The sequence below is a fragment of the Streptococcus mitis genome (genome assembly GCF_047465045.1).
GTDB lineage: Bacteria > Bacillota > Bacilli > Lactobacillales > Streptococcaceae > Streptococcus > Streptococcus mitis_DT.
On record NZ_JASHAR010000012.1, the window covers coordinates 38,093 to 64,430 of the forward strand.

The 26,338-nt window shown below is 39.9% G+C and carries 20 protein-coding genes, 2 pseudogenes and 1 other annotated feature; of the genes and pseudogenes, 3 read left to right on the forward strand and 19 right to left on the reverse strand.

Annotated elements, in window-relative coordinates; genetic code table 11:
* Window positions 1-57: 57 nt before the first annotated feature.
* Window positions 58-1,065, reverse strand: a complete 1,008-nt coding sequence (pfkA, locus tag QM409_RS07320) for a 6-phosphofructokinase (RefSeq protein ID WP_020900675.1) — start codon at window positions 1,063-1,065, stop codon at window positions 58-60.
* Window positions 1,066-1,145: 80 nt separating this feature from the next.
* Window positions 1,146-4,247, reverse strand: coding sequence for a DNA polymerase III subunit alpha (locus QM409_RS07325; RefSeq protein ID WP_414305116.1), 3,102 nt, complete (start codon window positions 4,245-4,247; stop codon window positions 1,146-1,148).
* 291 nt (window positions 4,248-4,538) lie between these two features.
* Here QM409_RS07325 and QM409_RS07330 point away from each other — a divergent pair, with 291 nt between their 5' ends.
* From QM409_RS07330 to QM409_RS07340, 3 genes and pseudogenes are all read left to right on the forward strand, one after another.
* A complete protein-coding gene (locus QM409_RS07330) occupies window positions 4,539-6,827 on the forward strand; it encodes a Xaa-Pro dipeptidyl-peptidase (protein WP_414305117.1) in 2,289 nt (762 codons plus the stop codon).
* A 165-nt stretch (window positions 6,828-6,992) separates the two neighbouring features.
* Window positions 6,993-7,285, forward strand: a pseudogene (locus QM409_RS07335) (Xaa-Pro dipeptidyl-peptidase); the annotation flags it as partial.
* Entirely contained in the window at window positions 7,282-7,752 is a 471-nt protein-coding gene (locus QM409_RS07340) for an arginine repressor (RefSeq protein ID WP_084929847.1), read from the forward strand. The pseudogene QM409_RS07335 and the gene QM409_RS07340, both read left to right, overlap by 4 nt.
* Window positions 7,753-7,795: 43 nt before the next feature.
* On the opposite strand, the gene QM409_RS07345 is transcribed toward QM409_RS07340, so the two are convergent.
* The 17 genes and pseudogenes from QM409_RS07345 to pepF all read right to left on the reverse strand — a co-directional run.
* Window positions 7,796-7,954: a hypothetical protein gene (locus tag QM409_RS07345; RefSeq protein WP_001808548.1), complete on the reverse strand. Its 159-nt coding sequence runs from the start codon at window positions 7,952-7,954 to the stop codon at window positions 7,796-7,798.
* A gap of 9 nt (window positions 7,955-7,963) precedes the next feature.
* Complete coding sequence (obgE, locus tag QM409_RS07350; RefSeq protein WP_414305118.1) at window positions 7,964-9,274, reverse strand: GTPase ObgE; 1,311 nt, start codon at window positions 9,272-9,274, stop codon at window positions 7,964-7,966.
* Between the two features lie 63 nt (window positions 9,275-9,337).
* Entirely contained in the window at window positions 9,338-9,472 is a 135-nt protein-coding gene (locus tag QM409_RS07355) for a DUF4044 domain-containing protein (protein ID WP_000863859.1), read from the reverse strand.
* A gap of 58 nt (window positions 9,473-9,530) precedes the next feature.
* Window positions 9,531-9,722 (reverse strand): PspC domain-containing protein, encoded by a 192-nt coding sequence (locus QM409_RS07360; protein WP_162489588.1) that lies wholly within the window; start codon window positions 9,720-9,722, stop codon window positions 9,531-9,533.
* A 14-nt stretch (window positions 9,723-9,736) separates the two neighbouring features.
* Window positions 9,737-11,062 carry a glycosyltransferase family 4 protein gene (locus tag QM409_RS07365; protein ID WP_414305119.1) on the reverse strand — a complete coding sequence of 442 codons (1,326 nt, stop codon included), beginning with the start codon at window positions 11,060-11,062 and terminating at the stop codon, window positions 9,737-9,739.
* A 15-nt stretch (window positions 11,063-11,077) separates the two neighbouring features.
* Complete coding sequence (gene cpoA, locus QM409_RS07370; RefSeq protein WP_414305120.1) at window positions 11,078-12,121, reverse strand: alpha-galactosylglucosyldiacylglycerol synthase; 1,044 nt, start codon at window positions 12,119-12,121, stop codon at window positions 11,078-11,080.
* 115 nt (window positions 12,122-12,236) lie between these two features.
* Window positions 12,237-12,566, reverse strand: coding sequence for a metal-sulfur cluster assembly factor (locus QM409_RS07375; protein ID WP_261029205.1), 330 nt, complete (start codon window positions 12,564-12,566; stop codon window positions 12,237-12,239).
* Between the two features lie 14 nt (window positions 12,567-12,580).
* Complete coding sequence (rpoD, locus tag QM409_RS07380) at window positions 12,581-13,690, reverse strand: RNA polymerase sigma factor RpoD (RefSeq protein ID WP_000201903.1); 1,110 nt, start codon at window positions 13,688-13,690, stop codon at window positions 12,581-12,583.
* A 2-nt stretch (window positions 13,691-13,692) separates the two neighbouring features.
* Window positions 13,693-15,453 carry a DNA primase gene (gene dnaG, locus QM409_RS07385; protein ID WP_414305121.1) on the reverse strand — a complete coding sequence of 587 codons (1,761 nt, stop codon included), beginning with the start codon at window positions 15,451-15,453 and terminating at the stop codon, window positions 13,693-13,695.
* Window positions 15,454-15,542: 89 nt separating this feature from the next.
* On the reverse strand, window positions 15,543-16,301 hold the full coding sequence (locus QM409_RS07390; protein WP_045611494.1) for an ABC transporter ATP-binding protein: 759 nt from the start codon (window positions 16,299-16,301) through the stop codon (window positions 15,543-15,545).
* The gene (locus QM409_RS07395; protein ID WP_045612545.1) at window positions 16,298-17,164 is read right to left on the reverse strand and encodes an ABC transporter permease; all 867 of its coding nucleotides are present in this window, start codon (window positions 17,162-17,164) and stop codon (window positions 16,298-16,300) included. Before QM409_RS07395 ends, QM409_RS07390 begins: the two co-directional genes overlap by 4 nt.
* Before the next feature lie 75 nt (window positions 17,165-17,239).
* Window positions 17,240-18,235: a tryptophan ABC transporter substrate-binding protein gene (gene trpX / locus QM409_RS07400; RefSeq protein WP_049491792.1), complete on the reverse strand. Its 996-nt coding sequence runs from the start codon at window positions 18,233-18,235 to the stop codon at window positions 17,240-17,242.
* A gap of 263 nt (window positions 18,236-18,498) precedes the next feature.
* Window positions 18,499-18,716, reverse strand: a binding site (T-box leader).
* Between the two features lie 96 nt (window positions 18,717-18,812).
* The gene (gene ppc / locus QM409_RS07405; protein ID WP_084927603.1) at window positions 18,813-21,509 is read right to left on the reverse strand and encodes a phosphoenolpyruvate carboxylase; all 2,697 of its coding nucleotides are present in this window, start codon (window positions 21,507-21,509) and stop codon (window positions 18,813-18,815) included.
* Between the two features lie 24 nt (window positions 21,510-21,533).
* Window positions 21,534-22,757: a cell division peptidoglycan polymerase FtsW gene (ftsW, locus tag QM409_RS07410; RefSeq protein WP_033684998.1), complete on the reverse strand. Its 1,224-nt coding sequence runs from the start codon at window positions 22,755-22,757 to the stop codon at window positions 21,534-21,536.
* Between the two features lie 160 nt (window positions 22,758-22,917).
* Window positions 22,918-23,856, reverse strand: a complete 939-nt coding sequence (gene prsA / locus QM409_RS07415; protein WP_000727943.1) for a peptidylprolyl isomerase PrsA — start codon at window positions 23,854-23,856, stop codon at window positions 22,918-22,920.
* 66 nt (window positions 23,857-23,922) lie between these two features.
* Window positions 23,923-24,636 carry an O-methyltransferase gene (locus QM409_RS07420; RefSeq protein ID WP_004239376.1) on the reverse strand — a complete coding sequence of 238 codons (714 nt, stop codon included), beginning with the start codon at window positions 24,634-24,636 and terminating at the stop codon, window positions 23,923-23,925.
* Window position 24,637: 1 nt separating this feature from the next.
* Window positions 24,638-26,338 (reverse strand): annotated as a pseudogene (pepF, locus tag QM409_RS07425) (oligoendopeptidase F); the annotation flags it as partial.

Below are 26,338 nucleotides of genomic sequence, written 5' to 3' on the forward strand. Positions count from 1 at the left end.
ATTTTTGTGACTCCTTTATATATATGACCTTTTTGGTCTTATTAACTAAATTATAAATTATGACAAGCTCTTATTCAAGCTAGATAGCTCAAGGTCAGCCTTATGTGGATTGTTAACCACAATCTTGCCATCTGCAGTCAAGCTAAACAATGCTCCTTCTTCTGCAGTTCCAAGAATTGGGTTTTCAACCATTTTCTCGTTACGGATACCAACCGCAACACCACCGATACCTTCTTTAAGAAGTTTAACAGCATGAGCACCCATACGTGATGCCAAAACACGGTCACGCGCAGTTGGAGAACCACCACGTTGAATATGTCCAAGTTCTGTTACACGAAGGTCGCTTGTATCTCCAGCTTCTTTTAGTTTTTGACCAAATTCAGCCGCTGACATCACACCTTCTGCCAAGACGATGATGTTGTGTTTTTTACCACACTCATAACCAGCTTTGATGCTTGCTACGATATCTTCCATCTTGAATCCTTCTTCAGGAATGATGATTTCATCAGCACCAGTTGCAATACCAGCCCAAAGAGCGATATCACCAGCGTTACGTCCCATAACTTCGATAACAAAAGTACGACGGTGACTTGATGATGTATCACGAATCTTATCGATAGCGTCCATAGCAGTCGTAACCGCTGTATCAAAACCGATTGTAAAATCAGTACCAACGATATCGTTATCGATTGTACCTGGAAGACCGATAGCTGGGAAGCCATGTTCAGTTAAACGCATAGCACCGTGGTAAGATCCGTCACCACCGATAACAACTACACCTTCAATCCCGTGTTTTTTCAATTGCTCAATCCCTTTAAGTTGCCCTTCAAGTTGAGCGAACTCTGGGTAGCGAGCTGAGTGAAGGAAAGTACCACCACGAGAAATGATGTCTCCTACTGAAGCTGCATCTAGGGGATGAATTTCACCGGCAACCATACCAGCATATCCATCATAGATACCAAATACTTCCATTCCTTCTGAAATTGCTTGACGAACAACTGCACGGATGGCAGCATTCATACCAGGGGCGTCTCCACCACTAGTCAAAACAGCAATACGTTTCATTTGGTTATGCTCCTTTTTCTTTTAACATTCTTACTGATTATACCACATTTACGTTGAAAATTCTTCTATTTTCCGTAATTTTAGCGATAAATCGTTTTCATAACGATTTCATCCAATTTCACTTCTAATTCATCAGATTTAGCTACAAAATGGTTAGGAGAAACAATGGTTTTCTGTTCCTCTTCATACCTGATGATAACTGGGATTGGGCCTTTATATTGGTCTAAAATACGTGAAATTTCTTGATCCGATTCATGATTTTTTACCTGAATCCAAAAGCGTTCAGCCACTGCTTCTCTTATTTCTTGTGCAATCATTTGCAGACGGCCATCACGTGATTGGACTTTCCCTTTGATATAGTAGAAAGCTCCCTCTCTCACTTCTTGTCCAACCTGTCTATATAAATCTGAAAAAAGGGTAACATCTAATTTTTTCTTACTGTCATCCACCTGTAAGAAAGCCATATTTTCACCCTTTTTGGTACGAATTACTTTTATCTTCTGAACTTCAACCAAGATAATAGCATAGCTATTTTCTGACAAATTCCCAATTGGAGTAATCGGATAAATAGCCTTACTTGCAATAGCTTGTAGTGGATGTTTGCTAACTCCTACTCCTAGAAGCTCTTGTTCCATATAGAATTTTTCTTGCTCGGTCCAATCTTCCGATTCCTGCCAGCTGTAAATTGTATCACCAAACAAGCTTCCTAACTCTTTCACAAATTCAAATAGATTAGCTAAATTATTGAATACTTTTTTACGATTTTTTTCAAATGAATCGAAAAGACCAACTTTTACCAAAGGTTCTAGCAGAGGAAGTTTCAGATAATTCTCAGGTAGTTTAGCTAAAAAATCTTCAATGTTAGAATAGGGTCGATGTTCAATAATCCAAAGCGCCAAATCCTTGCTGACTCCCTTAATCGATTTCAGACCTAGATAGATGGATTTGTTGGCAATTTTATCGTGATAGGGAATGGTGTTGATTGACAGAGGGGCTACTTCAAATCCTGCTTCAAGTGCATCAGTTAGGTAATCACTATTGGCAGAATTCAACATGACTTGATAAAAAATAGCTGGATAATGTGTTTTGAAATAGGCCAACTGAAAAGCCAAGGCTGAGTAGGCATAGGCGTGTGACCTGTTAAAACCATAACCTGCAAACTTCTCCATGACATCAAAGACCTGCTCTGCCTTTTCCGCAGTATGACCTGCTTTTAATGCCCCCTGAATAAAGGAATCCCTCATCTCATGCATGGCAGAGGCATCCTTTTTCCCCATAGCTCGGCGCAAAATATCGGCTTTCCCAAGACTAAATCCAGCAAAACGCTGAGCTACCTGCATAACCTGCTCCTGATAGAGCATAATGCCATAGGTTGGAGCCAAAATATCCTCCAGCACTGGATCCAACACAGTCACTTCTTCCTGTCCATGTTTTCTTGCCACAAAATTATTGATGTAATCACTAGCACCTGGTCGATTTAGGGAAGTAGTCGCTACGACATCTTCAAAGCAGACTGGTTGAACACGTTTAAGCAGGCGAATAGCGCCAGGTTGCTCAAATTGAAAGATCCCTTTAGTATTACCAGAAGCAAATAAAGCCAGCGTTTCTTTGTCTTCCAAATCGATTTCTTCTATTTTCAAGTGAATGTCTTCTGTTTCAGCAAGCAACTCTTGCATTTTCTGGACAAAGGTCAAATTTCGTAGCCCCAGAAAATCCATCTTTAAAAGTCCACTAGATTCAACACCATGAGCATCATACTGAGTCAGTGGAATTTCATCACCATGCTTTAGAGGAATGTAGTCAGTCAAATCTTGGTCACTGATTACAACACCAGCCGCATGGACAGAGGTTTGTCTTGGATAGCCCTCAATCTTGCAGGCAATTTCAAAGGCTTTTTGGTATTCTAACTTACTATTGATTTGCTGACGAAACTGGAGATTGCCCTCATAGGCTGACTTGAGATTGTCACGAAAACTGATTTTCTTAGTAATTGCTGATAATTCATACTCAGGAACACCAAAGCGTTTCAAAACATCTCGTAGAGCTTGCTTGGCTCCAAAGGTTGAAAAAGTAACGATTTGAGCCGCATGTTTACTACCATATTTATTGCCAACATATCTGATAAAATCTGGACGATAAATATCAGGAATATCGATATCAATATCAGGCATGGTATAGCGTTCATGATTGAGGAAACGTTCAAAAATCAGGTTTTTCTCGACTGGGTCAATCCCTGTGATGTCTAAGGCATAAGAAACCAAGCTACCTACTGCAGAACCCCGTCCCATTCCCATGTAGTAGCCATTCGAACGTCCAAAACGCAACAAATCCCAAACAACCAAGAAATAATCATCAAAGCCCATATCATGAATAACAGCCAATTCTTGGTCTAGACGGTCTTGATATTCTTTACTAGACAACCCCTTCTGAGCAAGACCCAGTTCAGCACGTTCTCTCAACTCTTCTACGGCTGGTCTAGCTGGATTAAAACGAGGCAATTTCAGACTAGTATCCAAGTCATACGAAATACCTGAAATAAGTTTTTCTAAATTGTCCAAGGCTTGAGGAAAGCGTTCTTGGAATAGTTTTTCTAAAGAACTTGCTGATATAAAGACATCTTGTCGTGAGCGCAGGGGAACTTCTCTAAGTGGTAGATTTTCTTTAATCGCTGTTAAGACTTGCAGTACTTCTCTATCCCTGCTTTCAAAGGCATTAACCCGATAAAGGGGCAAAATAGGACGATAAAATTCGCTTGCCAGTGTTTCTGGGTAAACCCCTATATAATAATCACAGCCTAGTTCTAACGACTCCAGTCCATCAAAATAGGGCACAATTACCGCAATAGCCTCTAGATACTGAGACAGAATTGACCAAGTTTTCTCCCCCTGCATCTTGGCTGTTGAAAGTTTCATCAACTGCTGATAGCCCACACTAGATAGGGCTAAAAAGCGCAGATTCACTTCCTTAGAATCCACTAGCACATTCATTTCAAGCCCTAATAAAGGATGAATGCCGTATTTTTTTGTAACCTCTAGAAAGTCAAAAGCACCATAAAGATTATCAATATCCATTATAGCCAGATGAGTGTAGCCGAATTCTTTAGCTGCTCTCACATACTTGGTGATTGAAATGACACTCTCCATAAAACTATAGACTGTTTTTGTATCTAGTTGTGCGATCAATTTACACTTCTCCTCTATTGTTCTCACTATATTATACCATTTTCTTTAAATTTCTATTAGTATTACTGCTGATGCTTTAATGTCTAATAGCTCAAATCATAGTTGACTAGACGATCCTTGCCCGATTTTCAACAGCATAGCTAATATTTTTGTATTTAAGCTTATCATTTTACATGTTTATTTCATAAATACTATTTTTTCTTTATGCTCATTTCTTTTGATTTTTATAGTTTCTTTTCTCTCTATTTTTTGATATAATAACCTTAATAAATTTCAATAAAAGGAGGTTTTATGCGTTTTAATCAATTTAGCTATTTAGCGCTACCTAGGGATACAATTATCTTTGAATTACAAAAATATGGATTTGATTTACCAGTCAACATTACAAATAAAAAAATGCTTGAAGCGTTTCTTATTCGTTTCTTTTTTAATTATAAAGATAGCACCTATCCACTATCCAGTTTAGCAGTTGACAAAGAAACTGACTTACTGACTTTTTGTCAGTCAGACAGAGAGTTGACTGCAGATATTTTCTATACTATAGCCTTTCAACTTCTAGGTTTTTCTTATTTGGTTGATTTTGAAGATAGTGAAGTTTTTCGTAAAGAGACCGGATTTCCCATTGTATATGGTGACTTGATTGAAAATTTCTATCAGTTACTCAATACTCGCACCAAAAAGGGAAATACTCTTATCGACCAACTTGTCAGTGACGGTCTTATTCCTGAGGATAATGACTACCACTACTTTAATGGCAAGAGTTTGGCTACTTTTTCTAGCCATGATGTGATTCGAGAAGTCGTTTACGTTGAGTCTCGTGTCGATACTGACCAAAAAGGGCTTCCAGATCTAGTCAAGGTTAGCATTATTCGTCCTCGTTATGAGGGACAAATCCCTGCTATCATGACGGCCAGTCCTTATCATCAGGGAACCAATGACAAGGCAAGCGATAAGGCTCTCTACAAGATGGAGGGCGAGCTTGAGGTCAAAACTGCTCACAAGATTGAGCTAGAAGAACCTCAACTAAATCTCATCCAACCTCAAGGCCAAGCTGAGCTTGTGTCAGAAGCTGAGGAAAAGCTAAGTCACATCAACTCCAGCTATACACTCAACGACTACTTCCTTCCACGAGGTTTTGCTAATCTCTATGTTTCAGGTGTTGGTACCAAAGACTCTACAGGTTTCATGACTAATGGAGACTACCAGCAAATTGAGGCTTATAAAAATGTCATCGATTGGCTTAATGGCCGTTGCCGTGCCTTTACTGATCACACGCGCCAGCGTCAAGTCAAGGCTGACTGGTCAAACGGAAAAGTTGCCACAACTGGACTTTCTTATCTAGGTACCATGTCAAACGGCCTTGCCACTACAGGCGTCGATGGTTTAGAGGTTATCATTGCCGAGGCAGGCATTTCATCATGGTACAACTACTATCGTGAAAACGGTCTGGTGACTAGCCCAGGTGGTTATCCTGGTGAGGACTTTGACTCTCTTGCTGAGTTAACCTATTCTCGTAATCTCTTGGCTGGCGACTATATCCGTGGCAATGAAGCTCATCAAGCTGACTTAGAAAAAGTAAAAGAGCAACTGGATCGCAAGTCTGGTGACTACAATCAATTTTGGCATGACCGCAACTATCTGCTCAATGCTGATAAAGTGAAGGCAGAGGTTATCTTTACCCACGGTTCTCAGGATTGGAATGTCAAACCACTCCATGTTTACCAGATGTTTCATGCCCTGCCTAGTAATATCAACAAGCATCTCTTTTTCCATAATGGCGCACATGTGTATATGAACAACTGGCAGTCCATTGACTTCCGTGAGTCCATGAATGCCTTATTGACTAAGAAACTACTGGGACAAGATACAGATTTCCAACTTCCTACTGTTATATGGCAGGACAATACAGCTCCTCAGACTTGGTTATCACTTGATAACTTCGGTGGGCCAGAAAACTTTGAAACCTTCTCACTTGGTCAAGAAGAACAGATTATTCAAAACCAGTACTCAGATAAAGATTTTGAGCGTTATAGTAAGACATATCAGACCTTCAATACAGAACTCTATCAAGGGAAAGCCAAGCAAATTACTATTGACCTTCCTGTAACCAAAGATCTTCACTTGAACGGTCGTGCCCAACTCAATCTTCGTATCAAATCCAGCACAAACAAGGGTCTTTTATCTGCCCAACTACTGGAACATGGTCAAAAGAAATACCTACAGCCTTATCCAGCTGTTTTAAGTACTAGAACCATTGACAACGGTCGCTACTACATGTTGGAAAATCTTAACGAATTGCCTTTTCGTGAAAATGCACAACGCGTCGTGACAAAAGGCTACCTCAATTTACAAAATAGAAATGATTTACTGTTAGTAGAGAATATTACTGCAGATGAATGGATGGATATCCAGTTTGAACTGCAACCGACTATTTACAAGCTAAAAGAAGGAGATACTCTTCGTTTAGTACTCTATACTACTGACTTTGAAATCACCATACGTGACAACACCTCTTACCACCTAACTGTTGATCTTGAACAGTCTAGTCTTATTCTACCTTGTCAAAAGGTAGAATACTAGACTTTCAATATGGAAGATTTCCACTTAAACAGTTGAAACAAACATAAACTTGGTATCAAATCCACTCTCAAAGAAGGGCTTATGATAATCCCATAACGGGAGCTTGTACAAAAGATACTAACCCCAAAAACCAACATGTGTACTCATTAATAATACTCGCTACCACACCACATGTTGGAAAATCTCTGTGAATTGACATTAATCGTAAATTCACAAGAAGTCGTGACAAAAGGCTACCCAAATTGAATGATTTACTGTTAGTAAAGAACACAACAGATATAAAGCCTATTCATCTACATTCAACTAGTGACAAGTTAAAGGAAGGAGATTTTCTCCGTATAGTTCTTTATACTACTGACTTTGAAATCATCATACGTGACAATACCGCTTACCACCCGACTGACATTCTCGTTCAGTCCACGCTTTCTGTACCTTGTACAAGGAGTAACAATTTATGAACAAATCTGAACACCGACACCAACTCATACGAGCTCTTATAACGAAAAACAAGATTCATACTCAAGCTGAGCTACAAGCTCTTCTTGCTGATAACGACATTCAAGTTACACAAGCTACACTTTCGAGAGATATTAAAAGTATGAACCTTTCAAAAGTACGAGAAGAAGACAACTCTTACTACGTGCTCAATACAGGTTCTATCTCAAAATGGGAAAAACGTCTCGAAATTTATATGGAGGATGCTCTTGTCTTGATGCGCCCAGTTCAACATCAAGTCCTACTAAAAACCCTTCCTGGACTTGCTCAATCCTTTGGTTCTATCATTGATGCTTTGAGCTTCCCTGACGCTATCGCTACTCTCTGTGGAGATGATGTCTGTCTCGTCATCTGTGAAGATGCAGAAGCTGCTCAAAAATGCTTTGAAGAATTGAAAAAATTCGCTCCACCATTTTTCTTTGAAGAATAAGAAAATTCCGTGTCTGATGTGGCACGGAATTTTGTTATATTCTTTACTGAGATGGATTCTCTTTTTTAGTTCGTGCTAATCTCAGGGCACGATTTGGATTGAGACGATTAAACAGTTCTTCCAATTTCTTTTCATTCCAAACGTCTGCGGCGGAAACAAAGTTGCCATCCGCATCTCGGAAAGATATCGGTTTATCTCCCATATCAGTCTCCTAGTCTACAAATTCAAACTCAAACTTACCAATGCGGACCAAATCACCATCTTTAGCTCCACGCTCACGAAGGGCTTCATCAACCCCCATGCCCCGTAGCTGGCGAGCAAATTTCATGACCGATTCGTCACGATCAAAGTTGGTCATATTAAAGAGTTTCATGAGTTTTTCACCAGAAAGCACCCATGTCGCATCGTCATCACGACTAATTTCAAAGGCTTTTTCTTCCTCGTCAAATCCATAGTAAACTTCTTCTTCCATATCTGACTCGTCGTAGAGCAAGAATTCTGGTGTCTTGTCTAGCAATTCAGCTGTAGCATCCAAGAGCGTTGCCAGACCTTGCTTGGTCAAACCAGAAATTGGGAAGATAGCTGGTAACTCTTCAAATTCATCATAATTTTCAGCTAATTTTTTCTTGAATTCTTCAAGATTTTCCTGACTCTCAGGCATATCCATCTTATTGGCTACAATAATCTGTGGACGCTCCATGAGACGAAGATTGTATGACTCCAGCTCTTTATTGATGGCAAGATAATCCTCATATGGATCACGGCCTTCGCTAGCTGACATATCAATGATATGGAGGATGACACGTGTACGTTCGATATGACGGAGGAACTGGGTTCCCAGACCGACACCTTGACTAGCCCCTTCAATCAAACCTGGCAGATCGGCTACTGCAAAGGATTCACCTGATTGGGTGCGAACCATACCTAGATTTGGTACAATGGTCGTAAAGTGGTAGGCACCGATTTTTGGTTTAGCAGATGTAATAACACTTAAAAGAGTTGATTTCCCTACAGATGGGAAACCTACTAAACCAACATCTGCCAAGATTTTTAGTTCCAATTGTAACTCACGTTCCTGACCTGGTTCTCCATTTTCAGAGATTTCAGGTGCAGGATTTTTTGGTGTCGCAAAGCGGATATTTCCACGTCCACCGCGACCTCCGTGAGCAACGATAAATTCTTGCCCATGTTCAATCAAATCTGTCAAGACCTTGCCAGTCTCTGCATCACGAACAGTCGTACCTTGTGGCACTCGAACTCTAAGGTCATCAGCACCACGACCATGCATCCCTTTGGTCATCCCTTTTTCACCAGAATCAGCCTTGAAATGACGATTGTAGCGGAAATCCATCAAGGTACGCAAACCTTCGTCTACAACGAAGACCACATTTCCTCCACGACCACCGTCACCACCCCAAGGACCCCCATTAGGGACATATTTTTCACGGCGAAAGGCAACCATACCATCGCCACCATTACCAGCCTTGACCTTAATCTTGGCTGTATCTAAAAACATACTCATTTTTTCTTCTCACTTTAAAAAAGGGCTGGGAAATCCCAGTCACTAAATTTTCTTGTATCTATTTTATAGATTACTGAGGGCACCAATTGCAGTTGCAAAAATTCCCAATAAACTTGCTACTAGCATGATAATCACGATAAACAAGGTTATTTTCTCAAACATAGTTTTTTTACGATTTCCATTATCTCCAAATGCCATTTTTATCTCCTTCGTTACATTCTATTTTCTATTATCTTAGCATGAATTGAGCTAGTTTTCAATAGTCAGTTGCTACTGGCGCAATAATCCATAAAATGATATAAGCTACAATTCCTGCCCCATAACAAAATGCAAGAACACCCCATATTACACGAACAATAGTCGGATCAATATCAAAATAATTTGCGACCCCAGCACATACTCCAGCAATTTTTTGATCACTACCACTTCTCATCAATTGTTTTTTCATAGCTATTCCTCTTTCTATTCTTCACTGTCTTTCCAATAATCTCTGATGCTGATTAACTGTGTTTTTGAAGCCCTCAGCATTCGTCTAGAGCCTTTTACAGGCACAGCAACCACCTGTTGCGGTAAATACAAAACTGTCTTAAAGATACGCTGGCTGACCGTATCATCTTTTGCTAAATCTTTCTGGAAGTTATTTGAAATAATGGCATCCAAATAAAACTCATGCACTCGTTTTCCAAAGTTCTCAGCTGAAATCTCGTACAATTTCTCTGATAAGGTATACTCATCCATATCTGGCGTTGCAATCAGGGCCTCCAGAATAGCTCCAGCCAAATCATGTTCACCGTAATACAAGGTTCCAAACATTTTATCACTGATAAGATTGTCCAGATAAGGATTTCCGTGAGCAATGACAGGTGTTCCACTGGCTAAGCTTTCCAAGTATGTCAAACCTTGCGTTTCACTTGTCGATGCCGAGATAAAGAAATCCGCCGCCTTATAGTAAAGAGCTGTCTCACTAGGAGCAATCATGCCTGTAAAGATGACGGAGTCTTGAATCTCTAGTTTCTGGGCTTGCTCTTTGAGGTTATCCAGATAAGGGCCATCCCCAGCAACTACCAGTTTAACCTTGTCTTCTTCTTTCAGAACATCTGCAAAAGCTACTAATACTGCTTGAATATTTTTTTCATAGGAAATTCTCGAAAGACTAAGTAACATCTGTTCATCAGCTTGAATCCCTAGTTTACTACGTAGTTCTTTCAGATTTTCTTGCTTGATTTCTGGACGTTCAAACTTGGCTAATTCAATCCCAGTAGGAATGACACGTTTTTCGACCTTGACCTTATAGTCAGATAGCAAGTCACGGACAATCTCACTAGGACAAATGACTCCATCTACATCATGTAAAAAACCTCTAACCAAATACTTGACCATACTAGGACGAATCAACATCCCCTTGGCAATATAATGTACATAGTCTTCGTATTGGGTGTGATAGGTATGGATGACTGGAATCTTCAATTCACGCGCAATCCAAATCCCCAACAGGCCAAGAGAAAATTCTGTCTGAGTATGGATAATATCCAGTTGATATTGTTTAGCAATTTCAAGCGCTTTGCTGAATCCTCGATAGGCAAAGCGACGATCCTTAAAAGCAAAGAAGGGAACACTTGGAATGCGGATAATTTGCCAATCTTCATAACGATTGACATCCTTATCTGTCGTCGTAAAGATAAAAACAGCGTGCCCCTGCTTTTCAAGTTCTGTTTTCAAGGTTCGAATACTGGTCGCAACACCTGAAACCTGAGGAAAATAGGTATCTGTAAATAAACCAATTCGCATAGATTACCTCACTTTTTACTTTCTCCCTAAAGCGGCTTGTTTCTCATAAAAGTCTAACCAGATTTGTAACAGATGCTCTTCTGAATATTCTCTGGAAATATTCTTAGCTTTTTCTTTCAAATCTTTTAAAGCAGCAGGATTCGCTTGATATTCCAGAATAGCTTCTTTCATCTCTTCTCTGTCTGCTGTCGCCCGATAATTCCCCTCTAAAATCACCTTATAAAGATCCAAATTACGCAATATAATAGGAGCTTCACAACTGGCAGCCTCTAAAATCGTCATCGGAAAGAGCTCATTGTAACTAGGAAGCAAGAAAAGATCCGCTAGGGCATACAACTCGCGCATTCGCTCTGGTGAGACAATTCCTGGAAAAATCAAATTTTTAGGGGGATTCTCCATGACTTTCTTGTAACGTTCATAACCATCTGTCATGCCACCAAAAGAGAAACCACCAGCCCAGATAAAGGTAATTTGCGGCAATTCCTCAGCCAGACGGATAAAATCATCAATCCCTTTGCGTTTCTGAACTTGACCAGCACCTACTACGATAAACTGATTGTCACTAAGACCTAGCTCTGTACGCAGTTTCGCTACCTCTTCCTGTGGAAGAGGATGCCATTTTTCCTTGTTGACAAAGTTAGGGATATAGGTCACTTTTTCACGTGGAATACCAGCTGCCACCAAATCCTCGATAAACATAGGATTGACCACAACCAAGTGCTCCATCCGGTTGTAAAAAGAAAATACATAGCGTTTCACAATTCCCTTTAAGAAAAATGGAATTTTCAAACTCCCCTCAAGTGTATCAGGCAAGAAATGTACATAGCCAATTTTCCTTCCTGAGCGTTTCTTTTGGAATGTTGATAAATAATAGGGGAAATCAATTGTATGAAAGTGAGTCACATCTGCCTCGATTGGAAGATTTTCTGTAACAATCAATTGGTCCTTGGCATCACGGTGAAGAAGACGAACTAATTCACGGTAGGCACCTGAAACTCCTTGTCCTGCTACTTTCTCACTTGAACTCAACATATTGATGCGTAATTTCTTTTTTTCCATAGCTACTATTATATCATTTTCTTTGAATAAAATCAGCAAAAGAAAGGAGAGACTAAAGGAAAAGAAGAGGAAATTTCCTCGCTTTTCCAATAATCTCTCACATGTTTTTATATGTTTACTTAATGCCTAGGGCAATGCGTGCATAGCGACTCATTTTTTCAACAGTCCAGGCTGGATACCAAACTAATTTGACCTCAGTATCCGTTACTTCTGGAACCTCTGTCATAGCATCATAAATCTGGTCTGTCAAAAGATCAGCTAGGGGACAACCCATGGTTGTTAAAGTCATATCAATCTCTGTTTGTCCTGTGTCGCCGTCAAAACGAATCTCATAAATCAAACCAAGATTGACAATATCGATTCCCAACTCAGGGTCGATGACTTCTTCCAAGGCTGATAAAATTCGTGTTTTGATGTTTTCAATTTGCTCTTCTGTATAAGTCATATTCATCCTCACTCTTAGTCTTCAATAAAATCACGAAGCGGTTTGCTACGACTTGGTTGGCGTAGTTTTCTCAAAGCCTTTGCTTCAATCTGACGGATACGCTCACGGGTTACGTTAAAGACTTTACCCACATCTTCAAGGGTACGCATTTTTCCATCATCTAGCCCAAAACGTAGACGCAAAACATTTTCTTCACGGTCTGTAAGAGTATCCAAGACCTCATCCAACTGCTCACGCAAGACGATACGAGTTGTATAGTCCACTGGATTTTCAATCACTTCATCTTCGATAAAGTCTCCAAGGTGGCTATCATCCTCTTCACCGATTGGTGTTTCAAGGGATACCGGTTCTTGGGCAATCTTCAAGATTTCACGAACCTTATCAGGTGTCATATCCATACGTTCAGCGATTTGTTCTGGTGTTGGATCTTGTCCCAATTCTTGAAGGAGATTCCGCTGTTCACGAACAAGCTTGTTAATCGTTTCAACCATGTGGACTGGGATACGGATAGTACGAGCTTGATCCGCAATAGCACGAGTGATAGCCTGACGAATCCACCAAGTTGCGTAAGTTGAAAACTTGAATCCTTTAGAATAGTCAAACTTGTCAACCGCCTTCATCAAGCCCATATTTCCTTCTTGAATCAAGTCAAGGAACTGCATACCACGGCCGACATAACGTTTAGCAATAGAAACAACTAAACGAAGGTTGGCTTCCGCAAGACGTTGTTTGGCTTCGATATCACCAGCTTCAACAGCAAGCGCCAATTCTTTTTCCTCTTCATTGGTCAAGAGAGGTACGACCCCGATTTCTTTCAAGTACATACGAACAGGGTCATTAACCTTAGCCGAAGTTGATCCAATCAAGTCCTCATCGCTGAGTTCTGGTTCTTCTTCAGTGCTAAGAACACGAGCACTCGGATTTCCTTCGTTATCTGTGATAGAAATCCCTGCATCCTGAATTCGTTGCAAGAGATCCTCAATCCCATCAGCATCCAAGGTAAAAGGAATCACCAGACTTGCATTAATTTCATCATCAGTTGCTGTCCCTTTTTGTTTATGATTACGGATAAATTCTGCTACTTGTACATCAAATGTTGTTACTTCTTTTTGTTTTGTTGCCATTATTACTCCATTCTTCTCTTTTGGGAAATTAAACGTTCCAATTCTTCTAGGGCTGTGTCGGTATCTCCTACATGGCTAGCTTCCTGCACCTTCTTTTTGATTCTCATATTGTCCTGATTCAAGAGAGCCTTGTTTCGAGTCATTTCTACTTCACTAAGTTCCTGAGGTGACATCTCAGATGGTAAATCCTGAGCTAAAACTTGATACCATGCTCTTTCAACTTCCTCTGTCTGCTCTGCTAGAACTTCTGGAGGAAGATTTCCATACTGGCCAAGCAAGTCATATAAGACCTGAAATTCAGGTGTGTCAAATGCAAAGTCTTCTCGCAAGCGGTAATCGTTCAAAATAAGGGGGGATTCCATCATTCGATAAAGTAGATGGGCTTCTGCCCTCATAATAGCTGATAACTGCTTGGTGACAGGCATGGTGATTGGCGTCGGTCTGGAAATTCCTTCCATGCGATTCTGCCTTTGTGCCTGACGGCTCTCATTAACAATCTGCTCAATCTGGGCATAATCAAAGGACGCCAGACTGTCAGCTAAAATATGAATATAGCTGTTTTGAGCAGTGATGGACTTTTCTTGAACAATCAAGGGCGCTATTTTTTCAATAAACTCAATCTGAGCCTGCAGATTTTCACTATTTTCAGGTTTGTACTGGTGAATGTAAAACTCAATCGGACTAATACGAGTTTTCGTTAATAAATAGGCCAAGTCTTCTGGTCCATTTTTTTGTAGATACTCATCTGGATCCAAGCTATCAGGCATACTAACGATTTGCACAGGCATATCGCCAATTTCATCTAAGGCTTTCAATGTCGCAGCTTGCCCAGCCTTATCGCCATCGTAAACAAGAATCAACTTCTTGGTTAATCTTTTCAGATGCTCAACATGCTCACGACTTAAAGCTGTTCCCATAGAGGCTACAGCATTTTCAATTCCAGCCCGATAGGCTGCAATGACATCCATGAACCCTTCCATGAGGTAAATCTCACCGGCTTTACCAGAAGATTTTTTTGCCCTATCCATATGATATAATTCGTAACTTTTGTTAAAAATTGCAGTCGATCGGCTATTTTTATACTTAGAAGTTTGTGAATCCGTTTTCTGCCAGATACGACCTGAGAAGGCAATGACCTTTCCTTGATCATTTGTCAGGGGAAACATAATCCGATTGTGAAAGGTGTCTACAAATTGATTGGCATCCGAGAGGTAAAATAATCCTGAATCTAGGAAATCCTCTTCACGATACTGACCAGACAAACGTTGATAGAGATAGTTTCGTTCTGGAGGTGCTAAACCAATCCGAAAATGCTTGAGGACTTCATCTGTCAAACCACGCTGATAGAGGTAATTTCTGGCCTCTTCCCCCATGGTCGTTGTCATGAGAATAGCATGATAAAATTTGGCAGCATCTTCGTGCATATCATAAAGAGCTTGGTGAGGCGAGGCTGGCTTCTGCTCACTATAAAGCGGTTTTTCCACCTCTATCCCAACACGCTGACCTAAGATTTGGACAGCCTCCATAAAGGGAACCCCTTGGTACTCCTCGATGAATTTAAAGACATCACCAGAGCGACCACAACCAAAACAGTGGTAAAACTGCTTATCCTCAACAACGTTGAAAGAAGGTGTTTTTTCACCATGAAAAGGACAGAGCCCTAGATAGTTCCGTCCTGCCTTTTGTAAAGAAATCACATCTCCTATGACTTCCACAATGTTGGCATTGTTTTTGATTTCTTCAATGACTTGTTTGTCAACCATACACAATACCTCCATGTTATCATAGTTTACTTTATATAGTATACTTTATTTCAGAAAAAAAGTAAACCATTTCACTCATTTTCCCTACTTTATTCAAAGAGTTGATAATAATCAGAGATTTTCATTTTTGCTTTATCTTCTTGGTTCAAATCTTGGATAATCCGTCCTTCTTTCATGACAATTAAGCGATTGCCATACTTAAGAGCATCTTCCATGTGGTGAGTAATCATAAGGGCTGTCAACTGGTCATTCTTAACAAATTCATCTGTCAACTCCATGAGTGCGACACTTGTCTTTGGATCAAGGGCTGCAGTATGCTCATCTAACAAGAGTAATTCAGGACGCTTCAAAGTTGCCATCAAGAGACTCAAAGCTTGTCTTTGTCCACCTGATAAGAACTCAATTGGCGTATTCAAGTGTTTCTCAAGACCATTTCCTACTTTTTCAATGGTCGCCTGAAATTCATCCTTATAACTAGTCAAGCGTCGTGGTAACAATCCACGCTTTTCACCACGAAACTTGGCAATCAAAAGATTTTCAGCTACTGTCATACGAGGAGCTGTCCCCATCTTTGGATCTTGGAAAACTCGAGACAAATACTTAGCTCGCTTCTCTGGTGAAAATTTGGTAACATCTTCACCTAAAATACGGATGGTTCCACTGGTTAAGGATAAGGTTCCTGCAATAGTGTTAAAGAGGGTCGATTTACCAGCACCATTTCCACCTAAAATCGTGATAAAGTCCTGTTCAAAAATTTCTAAGGAAACATCATTTAAAATAATCTTTTCTTCATCAAAGCCATTTTTAACGACTTTGGTTGCATTTTTTAATTCTACAATTGCTGTCATTTGCTTAATTTGGCTCCTTTCAAGATTGTTTGCTTAAATGTTGGAATCATGAGGCAGACTGCTAAAATCACGGCGCTGTACAAACGAAGGTAACTTGTATTAAAGCCAAGCGCAATAACTGCCCACACTAAGAATTGATAAGCGATAGAACCTACAACGATAGTAACTAGACGCTCTGCTAAGCTCAAACTCTTGAAAATAACTTCCCCAATAATCAAACTTGCAAGACCTACAACGATAACCCCAATTCCTCGAGATACATCGGCATACCCTTCTTGCTGGGCAATAAGAGCACCTGCAAGGGCAATCACACCATTTGATAAGACCAAGCCCATAAGCTCCATGCGACCAGTATGAATCCCGAAACTTCTAGCCATATCAGGATTGTCACCTGTAGCAATATAGGCTTGTCCTAGTTTGGTATCCAAGAAAAAGAGCATGAGAGCAATAACAATACTCACAAAGATGAGACCTGTCAAGAGTTGATTCAAATCGGAATCAAAAGGCAAAACATCCTGAATTTGCTTGGTTCCAAGCAGGCCTAAATTCGCACGTCCCATAATTAAGAGCATGATAGAGTGACAGGAAGTCATCACCAAAATCCCTGAGAGCAAGGTTGGGATCTTCCCTTTTGTATAAAGAAGGCCTGCTGCCATTCCAGCCAAACAACCTGCTCCAACAGCAACAAGAGTCGCTAAAAATGGGTTCACGCCTTTGGTTATCAAAGTGACAGCAACAGCTCCCCCAAGAGGGAAGGAACCTTCTGTCGTCATATCTGGAAAGTTCAAAATCCTAAATGTCATAAAGATTCCCAGACCTAAAATAGCCCAGACAAATCCTTGAGAAATAATAGATAATATCATCTGTTTCTTAACCTTTTCTATATAATTTCTATTGTAAAAAATTGGAGGAGATGTCCCCAACTCCTCCATTACAGATTATTCAATCACTTGTCCTGCTTCTTTTAGAACAGATTCAGGAATCGTAATACCTAGTTCTTGTGCCAATTTTTTATTGATAACTGATTTACCAGTTGAAAAGACATTGACTGGAGTTTCAGCTGGTTTTGCACCTTTCAAGACTTGCGCAATCATTTTACCTGTTGCCACACCAAGGTCATGTTGGTCAACTACAACTGATGCCAAACCACCAGCTTCTACCATGGCAGTAGCACTTGGGTAGATTGGTTTTTTAGCTGATTGGTTGCTTGATACAACAGTTGAGAAGGCTGAAGCAATAGTGTTATCAATTGGAACCCAGATAGCATCAACCTTGCTAGTCATAACGTTAACTGTTGAAGCAATTTCATTTGTTGAAGGAACCGCAAATGTTTCCACTGTCAAACCTGCTTTTTCAGCATAAGCTTTAAATTCTTCGACCTGTGTTTTTGAATTATCTTCACTGCTTGAGTAAAGAGCACCGATTGTTTTCACATTTGGTGTCAAAGCCTTGATGAGTTCAACTTGTTGTTGAGCTGGGTTGTGGTCAGAAACCCCTGTAATGTTGCCACCTGGTTTTTTCAAATCTTTAACCAAGTTGGCACCGATTGGGTCTGTAATAGCAGCCATGATAACAGGTAGATCTTTTGTTGCACTAGCCAAACCTTGAGCAGCTGGTGTTGCAATACCAACAACCAAGTCATTGCCATTTGCAACCAATTGTTTACTCATTGTTGCAACCTTACTTTGGTCACCTTCTGAGTTCATAAAGTCAATTTTCAACTGATCATCTTTATAGCCTTCTTCTGCCAGTCCATCTTGAATCCCTTTATAAATCAAGTCAAGAGATGGATGGCTCACAAACTGAAGGACACCAACTTTGGCAACTTTCTTTTCGTTCTTAGCTTCTGGTTTATTCATTGAAGAGTAAATCAAGCTTCCTGCTACTAAGACTGCTAATGCAGCGATAATTCCAATTAAACGTTTATTTTTCATTCTATTTCTCCTTTTTAATTCCTTTAAAATACTTCACTTATCTAATACTCTTCGAAAATCTCTTCAAACCACGTCAGCTTCACCTTGCCGTATAGATGTTACTGATTTCGTCAGTTCTATCTGCAACCTCAAAACAGTGTTTTGAGCAGCCTGCGGCTAGCTTCCTAGTTTGTACTTTGATTTTCATTGAGTATAAACAAGCGACGCCATCGTTTTCTTTCCATACTAACCTCCATCAAAAAAGTCCTCACACAAAAAACTTGTGTGAGGACGTCGATGCGCGGTACCACCTCAATTATAGGGAATTTCCCTATCGCTCTGTCTCGCAATAACGAGATGCACTGTAAGGTGTGCTCACCGAATTTTTATGATTTCAAATTCTAAATAACATTCAGCCCAATTTTCATCATCATCACTTATCTGTTTTCAGCTACCACAGACTCTCTAAAAAGTTTATATGATTACTTTTCTGAATGGTTAAATTATATCATTTTTCAACTACTTGTCAAGACTCTTTTAGCATTTTTTTGAACTATTCAAAAACTTCCCCTATTGAAAAGAGGAAGTTTGAAAGGTATCAGCCTGAATTACGCAATCCTGTCGCAATTCCGTTGATGGTTGTATGGATTAATTTTTCTTGATCGCTTGATAATTCTCCTCGGCGTTGACGTTTAATCAACTCCAACTGGATATAGTTGAGGATATTAAAGTAAGGCATACGGTAATCCAAACTTGCTTTTAGATATGGATTTTCAGCCAAGAGTTCATCGTAACCTTCAATAGCTAAGATGACTTCCTTGGTAACTTGCCATTCATTTAGAATAGTCTCATAGATTGCTTTGACTTCTTCATCCTCACACAGTTTGGCATATTCAAAAGCAATGTTCATATTTGATTTTGACAAGACCATGTCGACATTTGAAAGAAGCGATTGGAAGAAAGGCCAGTTTTGGTACATGTCTCGTAAGATAGCGATATTCTCTGGATTTTTATCGATAAATTCCTTGAAGCTTGAACCAACCCCATACCAGCCAGGGAACATGACGCGACTTTGCGACCATGAGAATACCCAAGGAATAGCTCGCAAACCACCGATTTCAGTAATAGTCTTACGAGCGGCTGGACGAGAACCAATGTTAAAGCTTGAAATAGCCTTGATTGGACTTGACTCGAAGAAATAATCATAGAAATGGTCATTGCCAAAGACCAAATCACGGTAGATATCGTAACTACGGTCCACCACTTGGTCCATAATAGCTTCATAACGATTTGAAGTATTTGTATCGCTCTTCTTCTGAGTAATCATACGGTTAATGGCTGCAGATACTAGCATTTCAAGGTTATAGTAGGCTGCGTCTTTATTACCGTATTTATTTCCAATTACTTCACCCTGCTCCGTCAAGCGGATACGATCCTTAATAGACTTGAGCGGTTGAGAGGTGATGGCCTCATAGGTTGGTCCACCACCACGACCGACAGTACCACCACGGCCGTGGAAGAAGGTAACCTTAACGCCAAATTCATCTCCAATAGCAGTCAATTGTTGTTGAGCCTTGTAGAGGGTCCAACATGATGATAAATAGCCACCATCTTTATTACTGTCAGAATAACCAAGCATGATTTCTTGGTAGTTATTACGCGAAGCAATCCATTTCTTAGCAAGAGGAAGAGAAAGGTATTCTCTCATAGTTTCTTCTGAGTGGTCCAAGTCCTCGATTGTTTCAAAGAGAGGAACGATTTGGACACGGGCTCTTTCTTTATCAACTAACCCTACTTCTTTTAGCAAGATAGCCAATTCCAGCATGTCTGATACGCTGGTTGCATGTGAAATGATGGTCTGACGAATGACATCATCTCCCAACTTATCTTTCAACTTACGAGCTGCCTTAAAGATTGCTAATTCTTTTTCAAGTAATTCTGATTTTTCAACATGAGTGGCAGAAAGAATACGCGGATCTTCTTCCAATTCTTTCAAGAGAAGCTGGCATTTTTCTTCTTCACCTAGTTCACTATAATGCGAATGAATACCAGCTGATTTCAAGAGTTCAGCTACACAGGCTTCATGAACACTAGAATCTTGACGCATGTCAATAGATGCCAAATAGAAACCAAAAATTTCAACTGCCTGAATTAACTCAACAAAATCACCAGAAATCAGTGCTTCGCCCTTATTTTCTAAAAGGGAATCACGAATAGTAATTAAATCCTTATAAAAATCATTAGCTGTTTCATAGCGAGCCCCAACTTCCTTATCCTCAATCAGATAGGTTTTTGTTGCTTGGATTTTTGATTGAATATCAAACAAGGCACGACGGTAAAGCTCTTTTTCACGATAAATCGAGTTATCCTTGGATTGACGAGCCATTTCTCTGACTTGCTTGCTCACATTGACAATACTGGTTGAGAGAGAGAATTCACGATAAAGTTGGTAAATCTTTTCATCATAGTAGTTCATGATGACTTCACACTGAGTCATAGCAGATTGTTTCAAGGTATCTGCTGTAACAAAGGGATTCCCATCACGGTCTCCACCAATCCACATTCCCATGGTAATTGGTTTAGGATGTTTTAACTCCAAGCCATGTTTTTTAGCCAGACGCTTGTACTCAGCAGTCAAATGAGGAACTGCCTTCAGGAATGAACTATTGTAGTATTCCATAACATTCGTGATTTCATTGGTTACTTTCAATTTCTTTTCACGAATCATGTCTGTCTGCATGATAATCTCAATGTAACGACGGAGATCATTATGCCATTTTTCCTTATTAATCAATCCTAATTTCACATCACGATACTTACGCAAAAGGGTATGGATATGATTGGTCAAATCCAGCATACTCTTACGTTGTACTTGTGTTGGATGGGCAGTCAAAACAGGGACAACATTCAAGTGTTCTAGAATTTCAACCGCATTTTCTTTTTCTGCAACCATTTTGATCGTTGCCGATAATTTCCCAAGATAATCTTGATCGATATTATTTTGGTGGTTGATTTCATAGGCCAAATCCACATCTTCTGAAATATTAATCAAGAGAGGCAAGATAGAGAAATAGCGTGAAATATAAGCCATTTCATCATTTGACAGACTAGTAACCAGTTGGTTCAAGCCCTGATAATCTTCTTGAGTTGATAATTCTTTCAACTCCATGATTTTTGCAAAAGTCTCTGGGGCAAGCATATTTTTAGTGATATCTTCTAACAATTCTGTTAAAATCAATACTTCTTCTTGCACGACAGCTTTATTACTATAGTTTTCTAATTTTTGAAGAGACATAGGTCATCCTTTCCACTATCAACTCTACATATAGTTTGATGAGTGAGCTTCTAACTCCTCATATAATTGGGCACGTTTTTCACTTGCATCAATATTTAAGACAAAGGCGATGGCTACAGACAAGACTAGGAGACTGTTCCCCCCTTGTGATAGGAAGGGGAAGGTTACTCCTGTCGAAGGAATAATGCCCGAAATTCCGCCAATATTAACAAATACCTGTACCAGCATCATCCCCCCAACCCCAATCGCCATCATGGAATTAAAGGGATTCTTAGCACGAATACCGACTAGGATAATCCGCAAAATCAGGAAAAAGACAAGGGCTAAAATCAAGCTGGCTCCCACAAATCCAAACTCTTCAATGACAATTGAAAATACAAAGTCTGTATGAGCCTCTGGTAAATAACCACGTTTTTCGATTGAATTTCCTAATCCTAGACCAAACCAACCACCATTTACCATGGCAAAGTAGGAATTTGCAAGTTGGTGGCCTGCTCCTGCCAAATCAGCAAAGGGATTAAAGTAGGCACTGAAACGCTTAGCAACGTAACCAAATACTGGAACTTTTGAAAACTTATCAACCCCAATCATAGAAATAGCTGATAAGGATAGGGCTGAAACTCCAAACAATACACCGATAAAGACTATAAACCAACGATGAGCAATCCCACTAACTGTATACATAATCAAGGCGACCAGCGCTAGGATTGTAGCATTCCCCAAATCTGGGAAAATAGCCAAACTTCCTATCATTACCAAGAGGACAAAACGCCAATCATTAAAAGCTCGAGGAATCCATTGATTTTGAGTTAAAACTTGAAAATCGTAAATACCAATTTCATCCTGTTGTTTTGAAAAACGTTGGGCCAAGTACCAGACGATGATAATCTTCAAATACTCCGCTGGCTGAATGGTCAAAGGTCCTACTGAAATCCAACCATAGGCTCCATTGACTGGCGTACCAATTAAGCGAGCCAGAGCTAAGAGAATCAGCTCAACAAACATAACAATAAATAAAAGTCGTTCTTTTCTTAAAAAATTCAGTTTCAGCTTATATATCAAGGCAATCAATATTAAACTAAATATCCAAAACATTCCCTGACTTCGAACCAATTGGAGGGCACTTTTACCTTCTTCGATAAGAATGGCACTGGTTGTAGAATAGACTACAATCAAACCCAAAATAGATAAAAGTAAGTAAGGAACTAGAATAGAATAGTTTAACAGGTGCCTCTTACTAATCTTCATAGTATCACCAATCTAATGAGAACAAAAGAAATTATTCCCAAATTCCGTTTATTTTCTAGTTTTGATTGCTATTATACCATTTTTTCCGAAAGAAAAAAACTCTTACCCTTAAGATAGAAGATTTTCTCATAAGAAAAAGAGCACTTGGCTCTTTTCTGTTTTATTCTTTTGAAGAACTGCTTGAGCTTGAATCTCCACCACCGATGTATTGAGTGAAGATATTTTGGAAGGCTTGATCTTTAACCTTGATATTGGCTGCTTGCAATTCTTTTCCGATAATACTTTGAACAAATGATGCGTCGTTTTGTTTTTGAGTTAAGATAACAGTTTTTAATTTTTCTTTGTAATCGTCAATATTAGATGATTTTTCTGTTTTCTTAATCAGTTTAACAATGTAATATTGACTGCTGTAGGCTTGTGTTCCAGTAACGCTAATCACATCAGAAACACCGTTTACATCTAAAGCAAAAGCAGCTTTTTTAACTTGTTCTGGTACTTCTGTTGAAGCAGAATCAAAAGTGATTTCTCCACCATTCGCTTTAGTTTTCTCATCTGTTGAATTATCTTTAGCTAATTGAGCAAAGTCTGCATCACTAGCTTTTGCTTTTTCAAGAATTTCTTTAGCTTTGTCTTCATTGTCCAAACGGATAATTTGAGCAGTCACATCAGGAGTGTATTCGTCAAAGGCCTTCTTGTAAGCATCATCTGTCAATTCAGCTTCTGCTGCTTTCTTAACTGCCAACTCAACCAATTTACTTGTACGAATTTGAGCTTTACGTGTTTCAAGAGTCATTCCTGCTTGTGACAAGACACGTTGGTAGTTTTCACCATATTGTTTCTCTTCTTCGGCAATAGTGTCGTTGACTTCTTTGTCATCTACTTCTGAACCGTATTGTTTCTCAAATACTTTTTGGATAGTCAAGTTCAACAACACTTGTTGAGCTGAAGGATTGCTTTTCACTTGCTCATAAAATTGATGTTCTGTGATGACATCCCCTTTCATGCTGATAAGATCTGCTCCTTCTGAACCTTTCGAACAAGCTGCTAAAGTTGCTACTGATAATAGTGTAATGGCACCTGCCAATAATTTTTTCTTCATGTCTACTCCTTTGAGATAAGTGTTACCCTATCTATTTTACTATATTTTCTTAAATTTTTCTGAAAATCATTCGCTGTCAGGCAATTGAACATCTGCTACATTTTTACGAAGCATGAGAATACCGTCCCCCAGAGGTACTAATGTTGCGGTGAGTCCTGGATTGTCTAAGGTTGCATCAAATAGTCTTTGAAGTCCTCTGTAAATAGTTCGCTGACCACGACGGACTTCCATAATATCCTTAGCAACATCACCACCTTGGAAAATATCATCCAAAACAACCACACCACCGACTTCCAAATGTTTGAGGATTTCTGGCAGAAAGACGATGTATTTAGACTTGGCTGAATCCATAAAGACGAAATCATAGGACTCTGTCAAGGTAGATAAGACATCTACCGCATCTCCTTCTAGGAGCGTAATTTGCTTGCGACTGTCAAACTGGGCGAAATTTTTCTTGGCAAATCCAATCATCTCTGGATTGCGGTCAATGGTTGTAATCTTGGCCTTTGGCGCATGTTCCGCCATCAAGAGGGCTGAAAAACCGATAGCCGTCCCTATTTCCAGAATGTTTTTAGGTTGTATGGTTTCCATGAGAAAACGGAAATAAGCTACCGTTTCATGGGGAATAATAGGAATATTTTCCTTGCGAGCAAAATCTTCCAATTCTTTCAGGGAACCTGTGACTTGCTTTTGACGCTGGCGCATCAAGTCCACAATTTCTTCTTTGACAACAGGACGACGCATGTTATGGTTGGCATTCTTACTATACGATTCAACCATCTTATGCCAATCCCAATTTTTCAACAAGGACTTCAAACTCATTCAAACGACGTTCAAAGACTGCAAAGGCATCGTTGAGATAATCTTCCTTCTCCATATCAACACCAGCTTTTCTCATGACATTAAGTGGATAGTCAGATTTACCTGCCTTGAGGTAGTCGATATAGCGGTCACGGTCTTCTTGACTACCATGGACAATCTTTTCAGCCAGGGCTGAAGCTGCTGCAAAACCTGTTGAATATTGGTATACATAGTAGTTATAGTAGAAGTGTGGAATGCGTGCCCACTCGTATTGGATTTCAGGATTGTCTTCCTTACTCAAACCATAATACTCTTGGTTCAAGTCTGCGTAGAGTTTATTTAAGAAATCGCTTGTCAATACTTCACCATTTTGATCAGCTTGGTGAATCGCGTGTTCAAACTCAGCAAATTGAGTTTGGCGGAAAACTGTTCCACGGAAACCGTCTAGGAAGTTATTGAGAATAGCAAAGCGCGTTGCGTCGTCTTCCACTTCTTCCAATAATTTCTCCGTCAAGATATTTTCATTGGTAGTTGAAGCAATCTCAGCCAAGAAGATAGAATAATCTCCGTAAACATAAGGCTGCGTTTCACGAGTATAGCTTGAGTGCATACTGTGACCTGTTTCATGGACAAGGGTAAAGAGATTGTCTAGATTGTCCTGCCAGTTAAGGAGCATAAAGGCATTGGTATCGTAAGAACCACCAGAATAGGCACCTGAACGCTTGCCTTGATTTTCGTAAACATCAATCCAACGCTCGCTGAAGGCACGTTTAACACGGCTCAAGTAATCCTCACCCAAGACTGCCAAGGCCTCTTCTGCCTTTTTCAAGGCTTCTTGGTAGGTGAAACTGTATTCAACAGATGAAAGCGGTGTGTAGACATCGTACATCTTGAGGTCTGAAATTCCCAAGATTTTTGAACGAAGCTCAAGGTAACGATGTAAGAGTGGCAAGTGCTTGCGAACTGCTGCTACTAGATTGTCATAAACACTCTCTGGAACAAAATTTGCTGCTAGGGCTGCATGACGAGCACTCTGGTAGTTACGAACCTTGGCACGGTAGTTTTGCACCTTAACATTTGTCTGCAAGGTTTTGGCATAGGTTTGTTGGAATTGTTCGTAAGTCGCATAAAGGGCTTGATAGGCACCACGGCGCACCTCACGATTTTTAGACTCCATCAGACGTGTGTAAGTCCCATGAGATAGCTGAACTTCCTTACCATCATCGTCGAGGACATAAGGGAACACAATATCCGCATTGTCCAAGATAGCGAAGGTTTCACTCGCCGAACCAAAGATTTCTCCAGCTCCAGCCAATAATTCTTCTTCACGTTGTGAGAGAACGTGATCCTTGCCTTGCAAAAGCTTGTCAAAATAGTGTTGATAAACCTGCAATTTTGGTTGAGCCTCTAAAAAGTCAGCATACTGCTTTTCACCAATTTCCATAAATTCAGGCTCATAGAATGAAAAGGCTTGATCCAGCTGGCTGTAAAGAGTCATTGCCTTGGCATAGTACTCTTGATACTTGGCTTCACGTGTGTCCTGGTCATTTTTATATATGAGCATAAACGTAAAGCTTCTCCATTTGGCGTTCCATCTCAAGAGAAAATTCAGTAATTTCGAGTAGGCTATCCGCACTATCCAAGAGATGGCCTTCATACTGGGCTACTGTCTCCAATTTTT